We start from the raw sequence: 20,052 nt of genomic DNA, 5'->3' as shown, positions 1-20,052 counted from the left end.
CAATTGGACATCCAAGAGTAGCAAACACCCATGAGGATGCTTACGGCATCCGCGCTCTCAACCTCGGGCTGAACCCCGAGGCTTCCCGCGCACTTAGTGAAGAAACAGCAAAAAGGCTCAGTGACCGAAATGCGCCCGCACGGTACCCACACCGCTGATGCGTGCCTCAAACCGGTCTCCCAGTTGCACCGGGGCCATCGGGCCGAGAGCACCGGTCAGCACCAAGTCGCCCGCGCGCAGCGGTTGGCCCAACGAGGCCAGCTTGCGCGCCAGCCACACGGCAGCATTGAGCGGGTGGCCCAAGCAGGCAGCACCGTTGCCGCTAGAGACTTGCTCGCCGCCACGGGTCATGGTCATCTCAACCATTTTGAGATCAAGGCCGTTGAGCTTGGTGGGCACACCGCCCAGCACCACCAGACCGCTGGAGGCGTTATCGGCCACAGTGTCGATGAACTGGATGTTCCAGTTAGCAATGCGGCTGCCCACGATTTCAATGGCCGGTAGCACATAGGCGGTGGCGTTGATGAGGTCGATCAGTGTGGCGTCATCTAAATCCAAATCGCGCTCCAATACCAGCGCGATCTCGGCTTCTACCTTGGGTTGCAGAGTACGGCTGGTCGGAATCTCCTCGTCGTCGCCATAAATCATGTCCGACAGCAAGGTGCCAAAGTCAGGTTGGCTCACGCCCAATTGCTTTTGCACGGCGGGCGAGGTTAGGCCAATTTTGCGGCCCACAATACGGCGGCCTTGCTCTACGGCATGGCGCACATTGGCCAGTTGCACGGCATAAGCGGTCTCACCATTGGGAATCTCATCACGCAGCGGTGCAATCGGGATGCCTGTGGCTTCGGCATGGCGTAGACGCTCGGCCCAAGCGTTGATCTGCATTTGTTCAGGAGTGCTCATGGGAGTCCTTGGGTTGAAAGAGCACCATCATGCACCTTGCCAGAGATAACGCCTCCTAAGCAGTCTCCACAGGTGCAGACCGGCCACGACCGTAAGACAATCGGCAGCATGAACTTGCGCAATATTTTGGTACCCGTGTTGGTGATCGGGCTGCTCTGGGTAGGTCACCGCACTTATGGCTGGGCGGGCGTAGCGGCGGTAGGCGGCGGGGTAGTGATGTGGCTACTGCTGCACTTTACCCGCATGATGAATGTCCTCCGGAGAGCGGCAGACCGGCCTATAGGCCATGTCAGCAGTGCCGTGATGCTCCATGCCCGATTGCAGCCGGGCATGGCCCTGATGCAAGTGATTGCCATGACCCGCTCCTTAGGCCAGTTGCAATCGCCTGCCGATATGCAGCCAGAAATCTACCGCTGGACGGACACCAGCGGCACGCAGGTGGACTGCGAATTTCGCCACGGCAAGCTGGTGCAATGGCAGTTGCAGCGCCCGGCACAGCCCGATATCAGCACAGAAGATGCTGCGGCTCCAGCATCCACGCCGTAAAATCTTGGGTTTTGCGAATCCCTGCAACCCCCAAAGGATACCCATGAGCCCCGTGATTCCCTCGATGGCCGACCGTGACGGCAAAATCTGGATGGACGGCCAGATGGTGGACTGGCGCGATGCCAAGATCCACGTGCTGACGCACACCCTGCACTATGGCTGCGGCGTTTTTGAGGGCGTGCGCGCCTACAACACGGTCAACGGCACTGCCGTCTTCCGCCTAGAGGAGCACACTGACCGCCTGTTCAATAGCGCCAAAATCTTGCGCATGAAGATGCCCTTCAGCAAAGAAGAGGTCAATGAAGCGCAAAAAGCCGTCATCCGCGAGAACAAGTTAGAGAGCGGCTACATCCGCCCCTTGGTTTGGATTGGTGACCAAAAGCTGGGCGTCTCGCCCAAGGGCAACACCATCCACGTCATGGCTGCGGCGTGGGCTTGGGGGGCATATCTGGGCGAAGAAGGCATGAAACGCGGTATCCGCGTCAAAACTTCGAGCTACACCCGCCACCACGTCAACATCACCATGACGCAGGCCAAGGCGGTGAGCAACTACAGCAACTCCATTTTGGCCAACATGGAAGCCACCGACGACGGCTACGACGAGGCCCTGCTGCTCGATGCAGCCGGTTTTGTCTCTGAAGGCGCTGGTGAAAACATTTTCGTCATCAAGAACGGCGTGATCTACACCCCCGACTTGTCGGCAGGCGCCCTCAACGGCATCACACGCAACACCATCTTCCACATTGCCAAAGATTTGGGCCTCGAAGTGGTGCAAAAGCGCATCACCCGCGATGAAGTCTATATTGCCGATGAGGCCTTCTTTACTGGCACCGCCGCTGAAGTCACACCCATTCGCGAGCTAGATCGCCTAGAAATTGGCTGTGGCAGCCGTGGCCCGATCACCGAAAAAATCCAAACCGCGTTCTTTGACATCGTCAATGGCCGCAACCCCCAGTATGCCCACTGGCTCACCAAGGTTTGATTGCCATGTCCCAAGCTGTTGTTGAACTGCTGGCCAAGGACTTGAATGGCCAAGGCGGCGTTTTCTGCCCCAACCCCAAGGCGGGCATGGTGCTATGGAACACCCACCCCAAGGTGTACGTGGATGTAGCCCACACCGGAGAGGCTAAGTGCCCCTACTGTGGCACCGTGTACCGCCTGAAGGCGGGGGAGCACGTTCACCACGGCCACTGATGGCATTGTTAGTTGCTGGCAAAAAGGCTGGCCATTGAGAGTGGATGGCTTGCCGTGGCAGCGCCTGTCTAGTTTAGCTGCCTTTATGGTGCCGGGGCTGGCGCTGTGGTTGCCCTCAGGCTACTCTTGGGGGGCACTGCTGCTGCTGTTGTGCAGCTTGGTGGGGGTGCACCAATGGTGGCGTCGGCCCTTGGGCATGGCCTCTGGCACCACCTGGGCCTTGGCTGGCAGCTTTGCCCTGATCGGGCTGGTGTGGATGCTCGATGTGGATGGCCCCGGCGGCTTGCGCAACCTAGACCGGGCAGCCAAGTATGTGGTGGCCCTGCCCTGCCTGTTTTATTTGCTGGCTTGTCCGCCGCGCGTGCGTAGCCTGTGGTGGGGTATGACCATAGGGGCTATGGGCAGTGGCTTGCTCGCCTTGTACCAAACTGGGGTGCTGGGCATGGAGCGCGCTGGTGGCTTTAGCAACGCCATCCAATATGGCAATCTCAGCCTTGCTTTGGGGCTGATGTGCGCTTTGGTGTGGTGTGCCCTAGGCGCTAACTTGGGCCGCTGGCAAGCCATGGCGTTGGCAGTAGCCACGGCGCTGGGCTTGCTAGGCTCTTTGTTATCGATGTCGCGCGGGGGCTGGTTAGCCCTAGGGCTGTCTTTACCTCTGTGGGGCTGGTTGCTGTGGCGCTGGGCCTACCGGCCCATGCTGCTGCGCGCTGCGGCACTGGGCACGCTGGGCTTGCTGGTTGCACTAGTGCTACAGGGGCCACAGCTATACCAACGTTGGGTGGAGGCCCGCACCGAAACACAAAATTACCTAGCACACGATCAAGCCAACTCTTCAGTCGGGCAGCGGCTCGACCACTGGCGCTTGGCTTGGGCCATGGGCTGGGATCGCCCGTGGACAGGCTGGGGCCGGGCTGGCTACACGGCAGAAAAACAGCAGCGCGTGGCTGCTGGGCAGGCCCATCCGTCAGTACTGGCCTTTGACCACGGCCACAATGAATTTTTAGACCTGTGGGCCAAACGCGGCTTGCCCGGTGTGCTGGCGCTGCTGCTACTGTATGCGGTGCCAGCCGCCATTTTTTGGCCCACACGCGCACGGCTGCGCAGTGCCACAGGGCCCACAGACCGCACTACGCTGGCCCTGCGTCTGACCGGGCTAGCCTTGCCAGTGCTCTACTGTGGCTTTGGCCTGACGCAGGCTTTTCTCAAGCACAACAGCGGCAACATGTTTTATTTGTTCATGTTGATACTCATTTTTACCAGCTTGCAGGCCCGCCAAGCCCAGAGGCAAGCTCCTCTGTAGCGCGGCACCCACCGCCGTCGAACCCTTGGTGTGTGAGGTGGTCTGCTAGTGCCCTGTTTGGCCTTGTCCCTAAACTTGGCATGGTGCTACACCCTAAGATGCGGCATTGCTTGACCATGGCCGTCGGCTGGCCCTCCCCAAGAAAGGACTTCAATCCATGCCTATTGATATGCCGACGATGTTGGTATCCATTTTGGTGGTAGCGTTGTCGATGGGTGCTGCCGTGCTGGCTTCAGGCTGGCGCATACCCCACCGCGATGGCCTGAATTTTTGGGGGCAGGGTTTGCTGTTGCTGTCGGCGGGGTTTATTTTGTTTGCCCTGTCGGTACGGCTACACAATCCTTGGCTGATCTGGCTGGGCAATGTGCTGCTGGCCGCCTCTTACGCCTCGGTGCTGATGGCACTGAGTCGTTTTCATGCACACGCTTGTCCGCTGTGGCTTACGGCAGGGCCGATACTGCTGGTGGCTCTGTTTTCTCTGGTATTTTTGCACCAGGGGGAGTGGCGTGTCATCATGGTAGAAGTGGTACTGCTATGGCAGTGGTGTGCCGTAGCTGCTAGTGTGTTGCGCTGCCAAAGCGGGCCGCTAGAGCGCGGGCGCTGGTTACTGCTGCTGGGGGCGGTGCTGATGGGGCTGGTGTATGCGGTGCGCATTGTGGCGCAGTGGCTGGACTGGGGGCAGATGGAGCACCTGTGGCCCCCCCACATGGCACAGGTAGCTCCGCATTTACTGAGCTTGTCGGGGCTGGTGTTTCTAACGCTGGGCTATGTGCTGATGACCAAAGAGCGCGCCGACGCAGAGTTTCGTCGCAGTGCGCGGCTCGATGCCCTGACCGGGATACCCAACCGCAGCGCCTTTTTAGATACCTTTCAGCATGTGCTGGCCCAAGCCGCCCGTGGGGACTGGCCGGTGGCGCTGCTCATGGCCGATATCGACAAGTTTAAGAACGTCAACGATACCTACGGCCATCTGGCTGGCGATGCCGTGCTCAGAGCCGTGGCGCAGCGCTTGCAAGCGGGGCTGCGGGCGCAAGATACGCTGGGCCGCTATGGTGGTGAGGAATTTTTGGTACTGCTGCCCGATACCCCCGTATCGGGTGCCCGCACCTTAGCACAGCACCTGCGCCAGAGTGTGGAGCAAATGGTGGTGTCTTGGGAGGGCAAAAAAATCACCGTCACCATCAGCGTCGGGATATCTGGGCAAATACCAGCAGGCGCGCAAGATGCACAGGCGCTGATTGATCGGGCCGATCAGGCCATGTATGCGGCCAAACATGCTGGCCGCAACCGGGTAGAGGTGGCTGACGCATTACCACCCCCGGTATCTACGCCTGCCTAAAAAGGGCAAGAATGGCTGGACGCTTGTAGCGGCAGGTGCAACACAAACACCGCCCCCGTGCCCGTAGCACTGCCTTGGCAATGCACGCTGCCTTGGTGGCGGGCCGCAATCGAGCGCACCAGCGCCAGCCCCAGCCCCACGCCACCAAAGCGCTCACTGGCCCCAGGCAGCCGAAAAAAAGGCTCAAAAATGCGCTCACGCAGCGCTTCAGGCACGCCAGGGCCTTGGTCACAGACATGCACCTCGGCCATAGGGCCGCTGCGGTGCAGCACCACCGTGATATCGCCTTGGCTGTAGCGGCGCGCATTTTCTAGCAGATTGCGCAGTGCCCGGCGCAGCAGTTTGGCCACCCCGGCCACTTCGAGGGTGTCGGTGCCTGCATCCAAATCAGCGCCCACACGCGCACACTCTTCGGCGGCCAACCCCACCAAATCCACCGATTCCACCGTGCCAATATCGGCCTCTAGGGCATCCAAGCGGCTGGCCAACAAGATTTCATCAACCAACTGATCGAGCTCAGCGATGTTGTGCAAAATCTCAGCGCGGAACGTGGGGGCTGGTTGCCCGGTGCCCATCAGCTCTAAGCCCATACGGATGCGCGTCAGCGGTGAGCGCAACTCGTGCGAGGCGTTAGCCAGCAGCGATTTGTGCGATTGCACCAAGGACTCAATCCGGCTAGCTGCCGCATTGAACTGGCGCGACAAATCGGCCACCTCATCATGGCCCTGCACCGGCACCCGGATGCTCAAATCGCCCTCACCAAAGCGCTGCACACTGCGCTGTAACACCTCCAGCCGCTTGAGCAAGCGGCGCACCACAGGAAAGGCACCCAAGGCCACCGCCAGCCCGACAACCCCCAGCATCCAGACAAAACCCAACGGCGGGCGCAGCCAGAAGGCGGCCGTTTTTTCGGGCGCTGGAGGCGGGCGGTTAGAGCGCTCGGCGGAGGGGGCGATCTCCATGCGATAGGACTGGCCGTTATCCAGTTGCAACTGGTAAATGGGAGCCTGCCCCGGTAAGCGCTGCGAGACACCACGCCCCACCAATACACCTTGGGCATCGCGCAGCAGCAACTCACGCCGGGCTGGTGCCGTGGTTTGCAAATGGTGCTCAGCCGCTACCCGCCAAGCCCAGCCCACCAGCAACGTGAGCACGGCCACCACACTGACTACCGCCAGCCAAATACGCAGATACAGACGTTCAGAAAACAAATGCAACAGCGACACAGAAGGAATAGCCATCGCTGCGCGCCTTAATCCTGCTGCTTGGCAAAGACATAACCGACACCGCGCACCGTGAGGATGCGGCGCGGGTTTTTCGCATCTTGCTCAATGGCGGCGCGGATACGGCCCATGTGGACATCAATTGAGCGGTCAAAAGCTTCAAGCTCGCGCCCACGCACCGCCTCCATGATCTGTTCGCGGGTGAGCACGCGCCCGGCACGCTCGGCCAGCGTGACCAGCAGATCAAACTGGTAAGAGGTGAGATCGCAAGGCTGCCCGGCCACAGTCACGGTGCGGGCGTCACGGTCGATTTCGAGGCTACCAAAGCGCAGCGGTTGTGCGCTAGGGGCAGGCCCTTCGGTGCGTCGGCGCAAGATGGCACGGATGCGCGCCAGCAGTTCGCGCGGCTCAAAGGGTTTGGGCAAATAATCGTCGGCACCCAGTTCTAGGCCAATCACGCGATCCATCGGATCACCCTTGGCCGTGAGCATGAGCACAGGCACCCGTGCCGCTGGGCCGGGCAGGCTGCGCAGGGTACGGCACACATCCAATCCATCCATATCGGGCAGCATCAAATCCAAAATGACCAAATCGGGCAGCCGCCCACCCCCTGACAACTGCGCCAAGCCACTGCGGCCATCATCACAGTGCGTCACTTGCATCCCTGCCTGCCCTAGGTATTCCGCCACCATCTGGGCCAGACGGGCATCATCTTCAATCATCAACAGTTGGGCGTTCATGGCAGTGGCAATCGAATAAGAAATAGAGACATAGTGTGCTGGACGCATGGCCCAGCGTTAAAGCACGGGTAAAGCCGGGGTAAAACCGGAGCGATGGCAGCAACGTTAGGGCCGGGCCGTCAAGGGCAGGCGGGCCACCAGCGCCACCAGCAGCAGCACCGGCACCCCCAGCAGGGCCGTAGCGATAAAAAAGTGGGTATAGCCGTGGGCATCGACAAACTGCCCAGAAAACCCAGCCAGCCATTTGGGAGCCAACAGCATCATGGAGCTAAACAGCGCATATTGGGTGGCCGAATACTGCACATTGGTCAACCCCGACAGATAGGCGATAAAAGCCGCCGAGGCAATGCCTCCAGACAAGTTGTCGGCACTCACCACCCAAATCAGCCCGGTCAGATCGTGGCCGCGTGTGCCCAGCCAAGCAAACAGCAAATTGCTGGCTGCCGACAGCACTGCCCCCAACATCAGCACCCGCATCACGCCCAAGCGCAAAGACAGCACGCCCCCGACAAAAGCCCCCAGCAGCGTCATGAGCACGCCAAACACCTTGGTCACGGCGGCCACCTCGTCTTTGGTATAGCCCATATCGACATAAAACGGATTGGCCATGATACCCATGACCACATCACTGATGCGATAGATGCCAATCAGCGCCAGCATCAGCACGGCTTGCCAGCGATAGCGGCGCAAAAAATCAGCAAAAGGCTCCACCAGCGCACCGCGCAGCCATTCGGCAGCATTGCGCGAAGGCGGCAGCGGCTTTTGCACCGGCTCGCGCGAGAGCAGCACGGTGATGGTGCCCACCAACATCGACATAGCCATGACCAAATAGGCCACCTGCCAAGCGCCATGCTGGTAGCCGCTGACATCCGCCGTTTGGGCGCGTGCTGCCAGCCACAGCACCCCAGCCCCGGCCCAAATCATGGCTAGCCGGTAGCCAGTTTGGTAAGTGGCCGCCAAGGCTGCTTGGTGTGCCGTGTCGGCGGACTCGATGCGAAAGGCATCCAGCGCAATATCTTGCGTGGCCGAGCCAAAGGCCACGGCCAGCGCGCACCACACCACCGGCTCCAATGCCTGCTGCGGATCGTTAAAGGCCATACCCACCAGCCCGGCCATGATGAGCAATTGCGACAGCAACAACCAACTGCGCCGCCGCCCCAGCCTGCGGGTGAGCAACGGCAGCGGCAGCCGATCTACCAGCGGCGACCACACCCACTTGAAGGCATAGGCCAGCCCGACCCAACTCAAGTAGCCGATGGTGGTGCGGTCAATGCCCGCCTCACGCAACCAAAACGACAAGGTGCCCAGCACCAGCAACAGCGGCAACCCCGCAGAAAAGCCCAAGGTGAGCATGCGCAGGCTGGCCGGTTCTAAGTACACGCGCAGGGTTTGCCGCCAAGACGGACGTATGGGTGATGGGAGGTCTGACATCAAAAGCATCCTTTTTGCCTATTATTGGCGCATGTGCCACACTGGCAGGCTGTACAAAAATACCAGCACACATGCCCCACACCTTACCCCCCTGCCCGCAATGTGGCCTAGAAAACACCTATCCCGATGGCGACAACTATGTTTGCCCCGACTGCGGTTTTGAGTGGCCCGCCCAACCCAGCAGCACCGATGCCGATGAATCTGCCAGCGATGGCATGGTGCGCGATGCCAACGGCAACCCGCTGGCCGATGGCGATGCCGTCATTTTGGTCAAAGACTTAAAGGTCAAGGGCGCGGGCGCTACCCTGAAAAAAGGCACCAAGATCAAGGGCATTCGGTTGGTCGATGGTGCCGATGGCCACAACGTCGATTGCAAGACCGATCTGGGCAGCTTGCTACTCAAATCAGAGTTTCTGAAAAAAGCCTGAGATTTGCAGGGTGCAGGCCAGCCTTGGTACATTGCCACCATGTATCCGCCTGCCCTGATTCCTGGCCTGCATGGCCTGCGCCGCCGCGTGGTGTATGTCACGCTATATGAGTTGATCGCCATTGTGGCGGCCACCATTGGGCTGATGTTGCTGTCCAATCAGGCGGCGGGCCATTCCGGCGTAGTCGCGGTGCTGGCCTCGGCCATTGCAGTGCTCTGGAATCTGCTGTTCAACACCTTGTTTGAACGCTGGGAGGCGCGCCAAACAGTACGCGGGCGCAGCCTGCGCCGCCGCGCCGCCCACGCCATTGGTTTTGAGGGTGGGCTGGCGCTGATTTTGATACCGGTGTTTGCTTGGTGGTTTAACGTCAGCCTGTGGCAGGCACTGGTGATGGATTTTTGGATGGTGCTGTTCTTCTTGGCCTACACCTTCAGTTTTAACTGGGCCTTTGACCGCATCTTTGGCTTGCCCGCTTCAGCCTGCGCCGAGCCCAGCCCTATTGGCTAACGGGCGCTGCGCCGCTGCTCGCGCAGCATGAACAAGTACAGGCCCTCAACCTTCTCACGCGCCCAAGGCGTTTTGCGCAAAAACTTGAGGCTAGAGGCCACGCTAGGGTCACTTTGAAAACAGCGCACCGGGATGCGCTGGCCCAGCTCCTGCCAACCGAAGTAGTCGGAGAGCGCAACTACCATCGCTTCTAGCGTGATGCCGTGCAGTGGGTTGCGGGGCTGTTGGGGTGCGGGGAGATCAGAGGTGGTCATGCCGCAAGGATTTTAGTGCCGTACCCACAACGATAAACCTTAGCCCCTGATGCTTATGCCACCTCTAGGGTTTGTGTTTTCCTCAATAATGAACCTAGCCTCTTTGATTCAGGGGCATTTTGCTGGAGAGCACCATGGCCTTGCGTGACTACTTAAACGAACAACTGCTGGGCATTTTGGCCAGCTACCAGCCCACTGGGGTGGTACACCACATCGGCGTGGTTTACCCCCGGCGCAACAACGAGCTGCAAATTTTTATCCCGCGCGGGCACCAACTGGCGGTGGGTTCACTGGTCACGGTGCACTTGGACAACCGCACCGGGGTCGATGAGTTGGATGCGGAGCTGCGCGTGTACCGCACCTCGTACAAGGGCCGCGTGCAAACCACCGAAGACAACTGGCTGGTGCTAGAACCGCAGGAATACACCCTGATCCACGGCGTGCAGGTGGTAGATAGCTTGACGGCACAGGGCTACACCTTTCCTGCCGATGCGCGCCCAGAACACCCACTGCCGTCCAGCCCCTTGCAGGGCATTCCTCCGGTAGAGCCCAAAGACAACGACAACAAGGTGGGCGTACTCACCACCTTGGCCCAAGGCCAGCCGCACACCACGGTACTGGCGTTTCTGTCTAGCGCAGAGGATGATGTGTTTCTGATCTCCATGCCCGACAGCTTTAAGGCGCGGCAACTGCGCCGCAACCCCCACTGCTTTTTTACCATTGACGAACGCGCCAAGTTCACCTTTGAGCAATCCATCGAATGGAACTACACCATCATGGAGATGCAAGCGCACCAGATACCAACGAGCAGCCCCCTGTTTGAACAGGTGCGCCGCTCTTTTATCCTCAAAAACCCGTGGGAAGTGGGCTTCTTTCTCAGCCCGGTGCTGGAGATGTTTCACCTGCAACGGGTGGGATTAGTGTGCTCAGGGCAAGCTAGGCCGTTCAGTGTGGCTTAGGCGGCGGCAGTTTCTGCGGCAGGGGCGTTTTCAAACACCCGCGCCAGCAGGGCACCGGCATAGCGCTCTTCGAGCGGAATCCACACCCGCATCGGGTTGCCTGCGGCCACCAGCACCGGCTGGCCATCAGCGTTGCGCATCTGCTCTAGGCGCAATTGCACGTTGCCGCTGGGGTGGATGATTTCGATCAAATCGCCCACAGCAAAGCGGTTTTTGGTTTCCACTTCGGCCCAGCCGTCTTGTACGGCATGTACCTCGCCCACAAACTGGCTGCGGTGGGCGATAGAGTGCCCGGTAATATAGTTTTGGTACTCTTGGCTGGGGCGGCGTTCTAGCAAGCCGCCGGTGTAGCCCCGATTCGCTAAGCCTTCCAACTCCAGCAGCAGTTCTGGGTTGAACGGGCGGCCTGCTACCGCATCGTCAATGGCGCGGCGATACACCTGCGCCGTGCGTGCCACGTAGTACAGACTCTTGGTGCGGCCTTCAATCTTGAGCGAATCGACACCAATCTGTGTCAGCTTGGCAACGTGCTCAATGGCACGCAAATCCTTGCTGTTCATGATGTAGGTGCCGTGCTCGTCTTCCATGATCGGCATCAGCTCGCCGGGGCGGCCAATTTCTTCAATCAGGTACACCTTGTCGGCGGCGGGGTGGCGCTGGCCGTCGCCGCAGGAAGAGAAGGCTTGCTCGGCCTCTTGCTGGGCAGCGGCAAAGTTAAAGTCACCCTCCATGCGGCTGGCAATGGCTTCGCCGGTGCTGGAATCGGTGGCGGCATCGTGGGTTTTGTATTCCCAGCGGCAGGCATTGGTGCAGGTGCCTTGGTTGGGGTCGCGGCGATTGAAGTAGCCCGACAGCAGGCAGCGGCCAGAGTAGGCAATGCACAGCGCGCCATGCACAAACACTTCCAACTCCATGTCGGGGCATTCTTGGCGGATTTTTTCAATCTCGTCCAAGCTCAGTTCGCGCGACAAAATGATGCGTTCTACGCCCATTTTTTGCCAGAACTTGACGGTGGCCCAGTTGGTGGTGTTGGCCTGCACCGAGAGGTGAATCACCTGCTCCGGCCATTTCTCTTTCACCATCATGATGAGGCCGGGGTCGGCCATGATGAGAGCGTCGGGGCGCAGCGCAATCACTGGCTCAATGTCGCGCAGGTAGGTGCGTACCTTGTCGTTGTGGGCAATCAGGTTGCTGGTGACAAAAAACTTTTTGCCGCGCTGGTGCGCTTCGGCAATGCCTTGGGCGATTTGCTCTAGGCGAAACTCATTGTTGCGCGCGCGCAGGCTGTAGCGGGGCTGACCCGCATAGACGGCATCCGCGCCAAAGTCGTAAGCGGCGCGCATTTTGTCGAGTGAGCCAGCAGGCAGCAGCAGTTCAGGGCTTTTGAGGGTCATGGGGGGCAGCACGGTCAAGGAAGAAAGGGGCAACAAGGCGCTATTGTCCGAGGTTCGTGCGGCGGCGCGGTAGGGCCAGCGCCAAAGACCCTATTGCCGATTTTTTGGCGCGAGCTATGTGGATGCCTATTGACCGACAAAAGGTAATTCAGTTGCATTACCATGTAAACCCTTATCTTTCTGACAGGAGCACGCCATGCCTGCAACCCTCGAAGTCGAATCCACCTTGACCGACCGCTACCAAACTACGGTGCCAGAGACTGTGCGCCGCGCCCTGCGGCTAGGCAAGCGCGACAAAATCCACTACGCCATCCGCTCCAGTGGTGAAGTGGTACTGACCCGCGCCGAAACCATAGAGGCGCAAGACCCAGTGCTGGGCGCATTCTTGGACTTGCTAGCCCGCGATATAGCCACACAGCCACAGCGCCTACAGGCGATAGATGCCAGTTTGGTGCAGCGCCTACACACGCTGACGGATGGTGTGGATGTCGATCTCGATGCGGCCTTATCGGCAGACGACGAATGAGCCTGAAGCAGTCCACGCCCTTGGTGATTCATGGCTGGACAGTTTTTGCCCACCCGTTGTTTTTGGCACAGTTAGAAGCCTTGGCCCAACAGGTGGAGGTGCTCCAGCAAAAAGACCCCATCGGGTACACACAAAAAAATGCCAGTAAACGATTGGCTGCCATCACCCAATTGGCGTTTGATGTCATTCCACAAGACCCGACACGGCCTGAATACCGCCAAGGGGGCACGCTGGGGGATGATCGCAAGCACTGGTTTCGAGCCAAATTCTTCCAGCAATATCGGCTGTTTTTTCGCTACCACGCGCAAGCCAAGGTGATTGTGCTGGTTTGGGTTAATGACGAGAACAGCAAGCGCGCTTACGAAAGCAACGATGATGCTTACCGGGTGTTTCGTAAGATGCTGGACAGCGGCCAGCCGCCGGATGATTGGGAAGAATTGTTAGCGGAGGCTCTGCTGTGAGATAAAGGGTGAGCCTGACTTCTTTTTTCCTTTATCTTCTACGATCATGGTGCGCCGGACGACCTAAAAGTCAGAAATTTTTAGTCTATCTATCTACATTTTTTCAAAGAGCTGAGAAATTTAATGAAACTTAACCCTCAACACATAAAAATTTCTACACTACTTGAAGGTAGATTATTTAGAATTCCAAAATATCAGCGAGCGTACTCTTGGCATAAACAGCAGAGAAACGATCTTTTTTCTGATATAAATGAAGCAAATAGATCTGGCCGTGAGCATTTTATGGCAACATTGGTGGCTCTAGAAAGAGAAACTCGTGAGATAGAAACCAATGAATTCAAAACCGTTGAATTAGTTGATGGTCAGCAGCGAGTAACAACTCTAGTTATTTTACTCAAAGCCATAGAAAAGGCATTGAATCCATCTAATCCAACAGAACAAAAAGTTAAAAATGAAATTTCCGAACTTCTAATCAAGGGCGATGACCACTCTCTTATTTTATTGCAAACAAACCACGATAGCAGTGATATTTTTAGTACCTACATCCGCAATGGTGTTATCAAAAATGCAGCCGCAGCAACTACTGCAGATAAGAACTTAATTGATGCGGCATCAGAATGCGAGGCATTTGTTGAAAAATGGCAGGACACAGAAAAAAATCTGCTTAAATTAATTTTCACAATTAAAAATAAACTATCTATTATTTATCACGAATTAGCAGATGAAGCGACTGTTTATCGTGTATTCGAGGTTCTTAATAGTCGTGGCCTTGATGTTAAATGGATAGATAAACTCAAGAGTCAGCTTATGGCCTTAATTTTTGAGCACATTGATAAAGGCTCCAAGAATGATGCAATCCATGAAATGCAAGTAGTCTGGCAAGACATCTACCGCGCACTTAAAATGGATACAAAAATTGGCGATGAAGCGCTACGTTTTGCAGGAACATGGGCTGCAACCACTAGGCCAAATCGAATATCCAGCGAAGAAGATGCAACCATCCATCTTATTTCTGCTGCTGGAAGCCAACTAAAAAGCATCTCCAAAATTGGCCAACAAGTTAAAGATATAGTTCAGGCTAGCCTAGAACTCTCGAATAATTCTCGCCTGAGCGCGGTGACACGAATTTCTCATGCTCGATTTGTAGCTGCTGCAATTATTTTAAGAGATTTTTCTGAAGTAGATAAAAAGGAACTTCTTGGCAAATGGGAGCGAGTAACTTTTAGAATATTTGAATTGGGAGGAGCAGACACAAGGTACAAGGTTGGCGAATATGTACGATTAGGCTACGACATTTATAAAAAAAATATAGATAAAAAAGAAATTCTTTCAGGGCTAGACGAAATATCTAAGAAATATTCAATTAATGACGTACTAGAAAAAATTGACTGGAGCGATTGCTACTCTAACTGGGCAGATCAACTTCGATACATTTTATATCGCTACGAAGAAAATTTATGCAAACAAGAAAATCAAAAAATCAATGGGAGCCAGTGGTTAAAAATATGGTCTGAGGAGCCGTCAAAATCTATTGAGCATATCAAACCTCAAAGCTCTAGTGCATCTTATATCCACGCCCTCGGCAATTTAGTTATGTTAGCACCCGGTGTCAACTCTTCACTCAAGGATAAAGATCCAGTTGAAAAATCTTTAATTTATCAGCAATGCGGTTTAACTGGAACAATCAGGGTTGGAAAGTTAATTGATAAATCAAAAAAATGGAATGAAGCAATGGTGAGAAATCGAACCAAAGAAATCGAAGATTTTATAAGGAAAGAATGGGCCGATTAAATTAAAGAAACAAAGAAGAAATAAAGTGGCCAAGCTCGAATTATTTTCAAAGAGTGATCGCAGGCTTGGCATCACAAGGGGCGGAGGCGATCATTCTTGGCTGCACAGAGATTTCGTTGTTGGTGAGTCAACAAGATACAAAATTTCCGCTGTTTGACACCACGGCCATTCACGCCCGTGCGGCGGCGGAAGAGGCGCTTGCCTGACCCCTCCATTGAGCGGAAAGCGCCCTACTGCTGCTTACTGCGGCACCACTGGCACCCCCGCCAAAACACTGGGCGCAAAAGCCGGAAACTCTTCCGGGTCAAAGGCTTTATCACCCGCTGGGTCAGCCACGCCGGTGGCTTGCAGCGCCTTGAAATCAAAATGCCGGTTGTCCATAAAGTGCGAGGGCACCAAGTTTTGCAGCGCTACCGCCATGTTTTCGATACGGCCCGGATACTGGGTTTGCCAGTCGCGCAGCATTTGGCCGATTTGTTGGCGTTGTAGGTTCTCTTGGCTGCCGCACAACGTACACGGAATGATTGGGAAGGCGCGCAGTTCGGCCCAGCGCAGTAAATCGGCCTCGGCCACATGGGCCAGCGGGCGAATCACGATGTGATCACCCCGGTCGCTCACCACCTTGGGCGGCATCCCCTTGAGCTTGCCGCCAAAAAACATATTCAAAAAGAAGGTTTGCAGCATGTCGTCGCGGTGGTGGCCCAAGGCGATTTTCCTGCAACCCAACTCGTCGGCCAGCCGGTACAAAATGCCCCGGCGCAGACGCGAGCACAGGCTGCACATGGTTTTTCCTTCGGGGATGTGCTGCTTGACCACGCTGTAGGTGTCTTGCGTTTCGATATGGAACGGCACGCCCAAGCCCGTCAGGTACTCCGGCAGCACATGGGCCGGAAATCCCGGCTGCTTTTGGTCGAGGTTCACGGCCACGATGTCAAAGCGTGGCGCGCCACGGCGTTGCAGCTTGAGCAAAAAATCCAACATGCCATAGCTGTCTTTGCCACCCGAGAGGCAGACCATGATGCGGTCGCCGTCTTCGATCAGGCCAAAGTCATCCACCGCTTGGCGCACTTGGCGGTACAGGCGTTTTTCTAGCCGTTGCTGTTCGTGGGCGGTGTTGGTGCTGTCGGGGGCCTGGGGGTCAGAAGATGCGTTCATCAGGGGCAGAGGCTGAAAGGTGGATAGGCGAAGCCACTATTGTCCGAGGTTCGGGCCAGTACTAGGTGGCAAAAAGAACGGGGGCGAATAAGGTTTTTCTGTGGTTGCCGCTACTTTGACCACCCACACCGGCACAAGCGAGGGGATCGAACAGCAGATGCGCACGACCATCAGTAGGAAAACCAGCCAGCAATAATAAACACTGATGGTTGTTGCACCACAACAGCATAGCGCGCTGACGCTGCTGGCTCCAACAAGGCCAACATAGTTCTACGGTAGCTCGGCCAGCAAAATACGCAACATGTGCAAAATCTGTGCAGTCATCAGGGTTGGAGAGATGCCACACGGCAGGGCTGCCGTGTAGAGGGGAAAAGGAGCCTGCCATGAATGATTCCCGCAGAACGCCATCGCAAACCCGCCACCTTCTTGACCAAGAGATGGTAGACCGTACAGGCCAGCCACAACTTACAAGCGTCCCGACACGGCATGGAAAATGGAAACGCTCCTGCGCCTGTCGAAACTCTGAAGCCAATTTCTCAACATGAAAAATGATAAAATCATAGATAATTTTTCATTTTCTTTACCATACCACTCGGAGATTGAATTATTTACCAAAAACCACACATGGAATAAAAATATTACTCTATCTTAGAACATTAATTAATCACTCGAGTTTTCCATTATTCTCTCAGCGGTTTTTTATTATCTCACAGATAAAAACACAGCCAATCAAATATATTTCTTTCTTATTAGCTAATTTTTTACTAGATAAATAATTTACAGACCAAGCCACCTTTATATTTTATACAGAGTGGTATTTTTATTATGACGCTAGCTCGGCCATTAATACCATGATCGACATTCATCCTACTGCCTATATTTCCCATCTGGCTGATATTGAAGATTCAGTACGTGGCAGCCTTATTGCTCTAGGGGCCCACTCTAAGATTGACAGCTTTGTCAAAATTAAACCAGCCGGTGGTATTGGCAATTTACATATCGGTGAACAAGTTACTATCAATTCAGGATGTGTATTTTACACTGGAAATGGTATTTACATTGGTAATCACGTGGTTATTGCGGCCAACTGTACTTTTGCTCCAGTCAATCATGCCTATCAGAAAAAAGACATATTGATCCGTAATCAAGGGTTTTTGCCCAGCAAAGGGGGTATTTTGATTGAAGACGATGTTTGGGTTGGTGCTAACTGTGTTCTTCTCGATGGGGCAGTACTACGTCGTGGCTGTGTTGTCGGAGCAGGATCGATTGTGCGTGGAGAATTGAAACAGTACACTGTTTATGCAGGCCAGCCGTTGACTCAAATTGGAGAACGCCAATGACGGCCCCTTTATTTACTGTGCTTGGTGCATCAGGATATATAGGTAGCAGGTTAGTAACAAATTTATGCAGTTTAAATAATACCGTATGGGCACCCGCGCGTGATGATCCAAGCATACTAAATAGACCATTAGGTCATTTATTATATTGCGTTGGGCTAACTGGAAATTTTCGGTCTAGGCCATTCGATGCAATCGATGCACACATCACCTTACTGGCACAACTATTAAAATATGCTAATTTTAGCTCACTGCTTTATCTTTCCTCAACACGCGTTTATTTAGGGTCTGAACGCACCGATGAGGATGCGCCTCTAACAATCAACTTATCAGATTCATCAAATCTTTATAATCTTACAAAACTTACTGGTGAATCGCTATGTCACAATAGCGGACGAAAAAATGTCCGTGTCGCAAGATTGTCAAATGTGGTGGGGCCGGGGATGGATCCTGCAAGTGGAAATTTTATTGCAACCTTATTGTCAGAGGCTCGCTCTGGACATGTGCTACTCCAAAGTGATCCTAAGAGTATGAAAGATTACATCCATATTGATGATGTTGTTAACTGGTTACCACGTATTGCTTTAGAAGGACGAGCAAATTCTTACAATGTAGCTAGTGGCATACAAACAACTCATGAACAGTGGTTGCAATGGATTACAACAGCAACGGGTTGTACTCAAGCTATAAAATCTGGAGCACCATTACATCAATTTCAAAAAATCAATGTAGATCGGTTACGAAGAGAATTTAGAGTAGAAGCAAAATCAATTTCAGACTGGTTGAATACACCACCAAATGTTACAATCAAATAAAGCAAAGGTCATGCAAATGAATCCAATTGAGCAATTTGCACAAGAACGTCAAGCAAGATTGGAATCTTATAGTACTGACGATTCATTTTCAACATTGTCACGTAAATGGCTGCAAGCTTCTATGGCTCGCCAATATGTTTACAATTTTGATTGGCTTGGCCGCCCAATTATTCAATATCCACAAGACATAGTTGCCATGCAAGATTTAGTTTGGCGTGTTCGTCCGGATTTAATTATTGAAACAGGCATTGCACATGGTGGCTCATTAGTTTTAAGTGCTTCACTCTTAGCAATGCTTGATATGTGCGATGCGATAGAAATAGGTGCCACGATTGACCCACGCCAATCCAAACGTAAAGTATTGGGCATTGATGTTGACATCAGATCACACAACCGAAATCATATTGAAGCTCACCCAATGGCCAGTCGGATTTCTATGATAGAAGGCTCATCGATTGATATCGGTGTAATTAAAAAAGTACACGATTTTGCAAGAAAATACCAACGTATACTGGTTTGTTTAGATTCAATGCATACTCATGAGCATGTTTTAGCCGAATTAGAAGCTTATACACCTTTGGTATCACTAGGAAGTTACTGTATAGTTTTTGATACTTTTGTCGAAGACATGCCATCTGGTTTTTTCTCCAATCGACCATGGAACGTGGGAAATAATCCAAAAACCGCAGTAAGCAAATGGATAAAAAATAATCCAAACTTCAAAGTAGATAGCACGATTGCACAACGTTTACAGATTACCGTTGCACCAGATGGATTTCTTTATCGCTGTGGAAAATAAAAATTTTGACCTCATTTTTATGAATCTTTAAGATATGAAATTTGCACCTCTATCATATAAAATGATAGTTCTTTTAGATTCATCTATTTATGATGAATATTCAGATATGGCAGTCAACAAAGTGTGAGTACCCACAGTAGTGGAATGATACATTTTCAAAAATACATAGGCCATGAGACGCAGTGATAGTGGGTGGACAAAGTAAAAAAGCAATCTCAGACAAGGCAAAACTCAGGGGCCTACTATTGAGTACCACATCATTGAGGCCGAATCATAGCGGGTAAGGTACGTACACCCTCTCTTGTCTTTGGTTGGCGGCAGTGCTATGTTGCGCCATGAAGAAACACCCCATTCACCACCTGCAACTGCGTGTGCGCGAGTTGGGGCAGTTGTTCAATTCTTTAGACCCCTCGCCCTTTTTGAACAAAGACTTGGATCGCGAGGCCGAAGTTTTTATTGAAAGTTGGGCACAGGGCCTGCCCTCCGACAGCCATTTGCACATCACCGTGCATTTACAGCATTTGCCCACCGAGGGTGATGCGGCAGGGTTAATTACCGAAGCCATCCACAACTATTTCAGCTACAAGGCCGGGTTGGTGCGTGGCGAGTTGCACCGGCTGCTGCGCGAGGGGCGCACCAGCTTGCTGATTGGTATTAGCTTTTTAACGGTGTGCCTGCTGGCCGCTGATGCCAGCAAAGAAATTGTGCCCGGCACACACTTTGCCGTGGCGCGTGAGGGCTTGACCATTTTGGGCTGGGTAGCCTTATGGCGGCCCTTGCAAATTTTTTTGTACGACTGGTGGCCGCTAGCACGCAAGATGCGCGTCTGCCGCGCTTTGGGCCGGGCCGTGGTACGTGTGGTCACGGCACAACCATAAAAAAACCACCCAGTGCCTGTAGCAGGCGGTGGGTGGTGTTTGGGCACACGCGCTAGGCGCGTGGCGCTG

At 54.3% G+C, this 20,052-nt stretch carries 23 protein-coding genes; 16 read left to right on the top strand and 7 right to left on the bottom strand.

Features of this window, described 5'->3' with window-relative positions; all coding sequences use genetic code 11:
- Positions 1 to 117: 117 nt before the first annotated feature.
- Positions 118 to 906 (bottom strand): 2-keto-4-pentenoate hydratase, encoded by a 789-nt coding sequence (mhpD, locus tag BMX55_RS15160; RefSeq protein ID WP_091459147.1) that lies wholly within the window; start codon positions 904 to 906, stop codon positions 118 to 120.
- Between the two features lie 108 nt (positions 907 to 1,014).
- Here mhpD and BMX55_RS15155 point away from each other — a divergent pair, with 108 nt between their 5' ends.
- The 5 genes from BMX55_RS15155 (at position 1,015) to BMX55_RS15135 (ending at position 5,285) form a co-directional block, all read left to right on the top strand.
- On the top strand, positions 1,015 to 1,452 hold the full coding sequence (locus BMX55_RS15155; protein WP_091459145.1) for a glycerate kinase: 438 nt from the start codon (positions 1,015 to 1,017) through the stop codon (positions 1,450 to 1,452).
- A gap of 43 nt (positions 1,453 to 1,495) precedes the next feature.
- Complete coding sequence (locus BMX55_RS15150; protein WP_091459143.1) at positions 1,496 to 2,434, top strand: branched-chain amino acid transaminase; 939 nt, start codon at positions 1,496 to 1,498, stop codon at positions 2,432 to 2,434.
- 5 nt (positions 2,435 to 2,439) lie between these two features.
- Positions 2,440 to 2,646, top strand: coding sequence for a zinc-finger domain-containing protein (locus BMX55_RS15145; protein ID WP_091459159.1), 207 nt, complete (start codon positions 2,440 to 2,442; stop codon positions 2,644 to 2,646).
- Between the two features lie 49 nt (positions 2,647 to 2,695).
- Positions 2,696 to 3,946, top strand: a complete 1,251-nt coding sequence (locus tag BMX55_RS15140; RefSeq protein WP_425432079.1) for an O-antigen ligase family protein — start codon at positions 2,696 to 2,698, stop codon at positions 3,944 to 3,946.
- A gap of 157 nt (positions 3,947 to 4,103) precedes the next feature.
- Positions 4,104 to 5,285, top strand: coding sequence for a GGDEF domain-containing protein (locus tag BMX55_RS15135; protein WP_091459141.1), 1,182 nt, complete (start codon positions 4,104 to 4,106; stop codon positions 5,283 to 5,285).
- Here the strand turns inward: BMX55_RS15135 and BMX55_RS15130 are convergent.
- From BMX55_RS15130 to BMX55_RS15120, 3 genes are all read right to left on the bottom strand, one after another.
- Positions 5,282 to 6,511, bottom strand: a complete 1,230-nt coding sequence (locus BMX55_RS15130; RefSeq protein WP_091459156.1) for an ATP-binding protein — start codon at positions 6,509 to 6,511, stop codon at positions 5,282 to 5,284. The genes BMX55_RS15135 and BMX55_RS15130 overlap by 4 nt on opposite strands.
- A 26-nt stretch (positions 6,512 to 6,537) precedes the next feature.
- The gene (locus BMX55_RS15125) at positions 6,538 to 7,248 is read right to left on the bottom strand and encodes a response regulator transcription factor (protein ID WP_091459155.1); all 711 of its coding nucleotides are present in this window, start codon (positions 7,246 to 7,248) and stop codon (positions 6,538 to 6,540) included.
- A gap of 105 nt (positions 7,249 to 7,353) precedes the next feature.
- The gene (locus BMX55_RS15120; protein ID WP_245751507.1) at positions 7,354 to 8,679 is read right to left on the bottom strand and encodes an AmpG family muropeptide MFS transporter; all 1,326 of its coding nucleotides are present in this window, start codon (positions 8,677 to 8,679) and stop codon (positions 7,354 to 7,356) included.
- Positions 8,680 to 8,750: 71 nt separating this feature from the next.
- Here BMX55_RS15120 and BMX55_RS15115 point away from each other — a divergent pair, with 71 nt between their 5' ends.
- Entirely contained in the window at positions 8,751 to 9,107 is a 357-nt protein-coding gene (locus BMX55_RS15115; RefSeq protein ID WP_091459137.1) for a zinc ribbon domain-containing protein YjdM, read from the top strand.
- A gap of 39 nt (positions 9,108 to 9,146) precedes the next feature.
- On the top strand, positions 9,147 to 9,614 hold the full coding sequence (locus BMX55_RS15110) for a PACE efflux transporter (RefSeq protein ID WP_091459152.1): 468 nt from the start codon (positions 9,147 to 9,149) through the stop codon (positions 9,612 to 9,614).
- On the opposite strand, the gene BMX55_RS15105 is transcribed toward BMX55_RS15110, so the two are convergent.
- Positions 9,611 to 9,868 carry a VF530 family protein gene (locus BMX55_RS15105; protein WP_091459135.1) on the bottom strand — a complete coding sequence of 86 codons (258 nt, stop codon included), beginning with the start codon at positions 9,866 to 9,868 and terminating at the stop codon, positions 9,611 to 9,613. The genes BMX55_RS15110 and BMX55_RS15105 overlap by 4 nt on opposite strands.
- 134 nt (positions 9,869 to 10,002) lie before the next feature.
- Here BMX55_RS15105 and BMX55_RS15100 point away from each other — a divergent pair, with 134 nt between their 5' ends.
- Positions 10,003 to 10,827, top strand: a complete 825-nt coding sequence (locus BMX55_RS15100) for a pyridoxamine 5'-phosphate oxidase family protein (protein ID WP_091459133.1) — start codon at positions 10,003 to 10,005, stop codon at positions 10,825 to 10,827.
- Here BMX55_RS15100 and trhP read toward each other — a convergent pair.
- The gene (gene trhP / locus BMX55_RS15095; RefSeq protein WP_091459131.1) at positions 10,824 to 12,221 is read right to left on the bottom strand and encodes a prephenate-dependent tRNA uridine(34) hydroxylase TrhP; all 1,398 of its coding nucleotides are present in this window, start codon (positions 12,219 to 12,221) and stop codon (positions 10,824 to 10,826) included. The two genes, BMX55_RS15100 and trhP, sit on opposite strands and share 4 nt — an antisense overlap.
- Before the next feature lie 196 nt (positions 12,222 to 12,417).
- Here trhP and BMX55_RS15090 point away from each other — a divergent pair, with 196 nt between their 5' ends.
- The 4 genes from BMX55_RS15090 to BMX55_RS15075 all read left to right on the top strand — a co-directional run bounded on the left by BMX55_RS15090 (position 12,418) and on the right by BMX55_RS15075 (position 15,205).
- Positions 12,418 to 12,747: a type II toxin-antitoxin system PrlF family antitoxin gene (locus BMX55_RS15090; RefSeq protein WP_091459130.1), complete on the top strand. Its 330-nt coding sequence runs from the start codon at positions 12,418 to 12,420 to the stop codon at positions 12,745 to 12,747.
- A complete protein-coding gene (locus tag BMX55_RS15085) occupies positions 12,744 to 13,208 on the top strand; it encodes a type II toxin-antitoxin system YhaV family toxin (RefSeq protein ID WP_091459128.1) in 465 nt (154 codons plus the stop codon). The genes BMX55_RS15090 and BMX55_RS15085 overlap by 4 nt, the downstream gene beginning before the upstream one ends.
- A 123-nt stretch (positions 13,209 to 13,331) precedes the next feature.
- Entirely contained in the window at positions 13,332 to 14,999 is a 1,668-nt protein-coding gene (locus BMX55_RS15080; RefSeq protein ID WP_091459127.1) for a DUF262 domain-containing protein, read from the top strand.
- A 20-nt stretch (positions 15,000 to 15,019) separates the two neighbouring features.
- Positions 15,020 to 15,205 (top strand): aspartate/glutamate racemase family protein, encoded by a 186-nt coding sequence (locus BMX55_RS15075; RefSeq protein ID WP_091459125.1) that lies wholly within the window; start codon positions 15,020 to 15,022, stop codon positions 15,203 to 15,205.
- Between the two features lie 34 nt (positions 15,206 to 15,239).
- Here BMX55_RS15075 and ttcA read toward each other — a convergent pair whose 3' ends face one another.
- Positions 15,240 to 16,154, bottom strand: a complete 915-nt coding sequence (ttcA, locus tag BMX55_RS15070; protein ID WP_091459123.1) for a tRNA 2-thiocytidine(32) synthetase TtcA — start codon at positions 16,152 to 16,154, stop codon at positions 15,240 to 15,242.
- A gap of 851 nt (positions 16,155 to 17,005) precedes the next feature.
- Between ttcA and BMX55_RS15065 the strand changes: the two genes are divergently transcribed.
- From BMX55_RS15065 to BMX55_RS15050, 4 genes are all read left to right on the top strand, one after another.
- Complete coding sequence (locus tag BMX55_RS15065) at positions 17,006 to 17,494, top strand: acyltransferase (RefSeq protein ID WP_091459121.1); 489 nt, start codon at positions 17,006 to 17,008, stop codon at positions 17,492 to 17,494.
- Positions 17,491 to 18,306, top strand: a complete 816-nt coding sequence (locus BMX55_RS15060; RefSeq protein WP_091459119.1) for an NAD-dependent epimerase/dehydratase family protein — start codon at positions 17,491 to 17,493, stop codon at positions 18,304 to 18,306. Before BMX55_RS15065 ends, BMX55_RS15060 begins: the two co-directional genes overlap by 4 nt.
- 16 nt (positions 18,307 to 18,322) lie before the next feature.
- Positions 18,323 to 19,105 (top strand): cephalosporin hydroxylase family protein, encoded by a 783-nt coding sequence (locus tag BMX55_RS15055; protein ID WP_091459150.1) that lies wholly within the window; start codon positions 18,323 to 18,325, stop codon positions 19,103 to 19,105.
- A 335-nt stretch (positions 19,106 to 19,440) separates the two neighbouring features.
- Positions 19,441 to 19,983, top strand: coding sequence for a hypothetical protein (locus tag BMX55_RS15050; protein ID WP_091459117.1), 543 nt, complete (start codon positions 19,441 to 19,443; stop codon positions 19,981 to 19,983).
- Positions 19,984 to 20,052 lie beyond the last annotated feature (69 nt).

It is taken from the genome of Giesbergeria anulus (assembly GCF_900111115.1).
Classification (GTDB): domain Bacteria; phylum Pseudomonadota; class Gammaproteobacteria; order Burkholderiales; family Burkholderiaceae_C; genus Simplicispira; species Simplicispira anulus.
The sequence above is the reverse complement of the archived record's forward strand: the minus strand, read 5'-3'. Positions and strand labels throughout refer to the sequence as shown.

Excerpts from the sequence above, each read along its gene's own strand:
- mhpD (WP_091459147.1), bottom strand. The coding sequence starts at position 906 with ATGAGCACTCCTGAACAAATGCAGATCAACGCTTGGGCCGAGCGTCTA.
- BMX55_RS15155 (WP_091459145.1), top strand. The coding sequence starts at position 1,015 with ATGAACTTGCGCAATATTTTGGTACCCGTGTTGGTGATCGGGCTGCTC.
- BMX55_RS15150 (WP_091459143.1), top strand. The coding sequence starts at position 1,496 with ATGAGCCCCGTGATTCCCTCGATGGCCGACCGTGACGGCAAAATCTGG.
- BMX55_RS15145 (WP_091459159.1), top strand. The coding sequence starts at position 2,440 with ATGTCCCAAGCTGTTGTTGAACTGCTGGCCAAGGACTTGAATGGCCAA.
- BMX55_RS15135 (WP_091459141.1), top strand. The coding sequence starts at position 4,104 with ATGCCTATTGATATGCCGACGATGTTGGTATCCATTTTGGTGGTAGCG.
- BMX55_RS15125 (WP_091459155.1), bottom strand. The coding sequence starts at position 7,248 with ATGAACGCCCAACTGTTGATGATTGAAGATGATGCCCGTCTGGCCCAG.
- BMX55_RS15120 (WP_245751507.1), bottom strand. The coding sequence starts at position 8,679 with ATGTCAGACCTCCCATCACCCATACGTCCGTCTTGGCGGCAAACCCTG.
- BMX55_RS15115 (WP_091459137.1), top strand. The coding sequence starts at position 8,751 with ATGCCCCACACCTTACCCCCCTGCCCGCAATGTGGCCTAGAAAACACC.
- BMX55_RS15110 (WP_091459152.1), top strand. The coding sequence starts at position 9,147 with ATGTATCCGCCTGCCCTGATTCCTGGCCTGCATGGCCTGCGCCGCCGC.
- BMX55_RS15105 (WP_091459135.1), bottom strand. The coding sequence starts at position 9,868 with ATGACCACCTCTGATCTCCCCGCACCCCAACAGCCCCGCAACCCACTG.
- BMX55_RS15100 (WP_091459133.1), top strand. The coding sequence starts at position 10,003 with ATGGCCTTGCGTGACTACTTAAACGAACAACTGCTGGGCATTTTGGCC.
- trhP (WP_091459131.1), bottom strand. The coding sequence starts at position 12,221 with ATGACCCTCAAAAGCCCTGAACTGCTGCTGCCTGCTGGCTCACTCGAC.
- BMX55_RS15090 (WP_091459130.1), top strand. The coding sequence starts at position 12,418 with ATGCCTGCAACCCTCGAAGTCGAATCCACCTTGACCGACCGCTACCAA.
- BMX55_RS15085 (WP_091459128.1), top strand. The coding sequence starts at position 12,744 with ATGAGCCTGAAGCAGTCCACGCCCTTGGTGATTCATGGCTGGACAGTT.
- BMX55_RS15080 (WP_091459127.1), top strand. The coding sequence starts at position 13,332 with ATGAAACTTAACCCTCAACACATAAAAATTTCTACACTACTTGAAGGT.
- ttcA (WP_091459123.1), bottom strand. The coding sequence starts at position 16,154 with ATGAACGCATCTTCTGACCCCCAGGCCCCCGACAGCACCAACACCGCC.
- BMX55_RS15065 (WP_091459121.1), top strand. The coding sequence starts at position 17,006 with ATGATCGACATTCATCCTACTGCCTATATTTCCCATCTGGCTGATATT.
- BMX55_RS15060 (WP_091459119.1), top strand. The coding sequence starts at position 17,491 with ATGACGGCCCCTTTATTTACTGTGCTTGGTGCATCAGGATATATAGGT.
- BMX55_RS15055 (WP_091459150.1), top strand. The coding sequence starts at position 18,323 with ATGAATCCAATTGAGCAATTTGCACAAGAACGTCAAGCAAGATTGGAA.
- BMX55_RS15050 (WP_091459117.1), top strand. The coding sequence starts at position 19,441 with ATGAAGAAACACCCCATTCACCACCTGCAACTGCGTGTGCGCGAGTTG.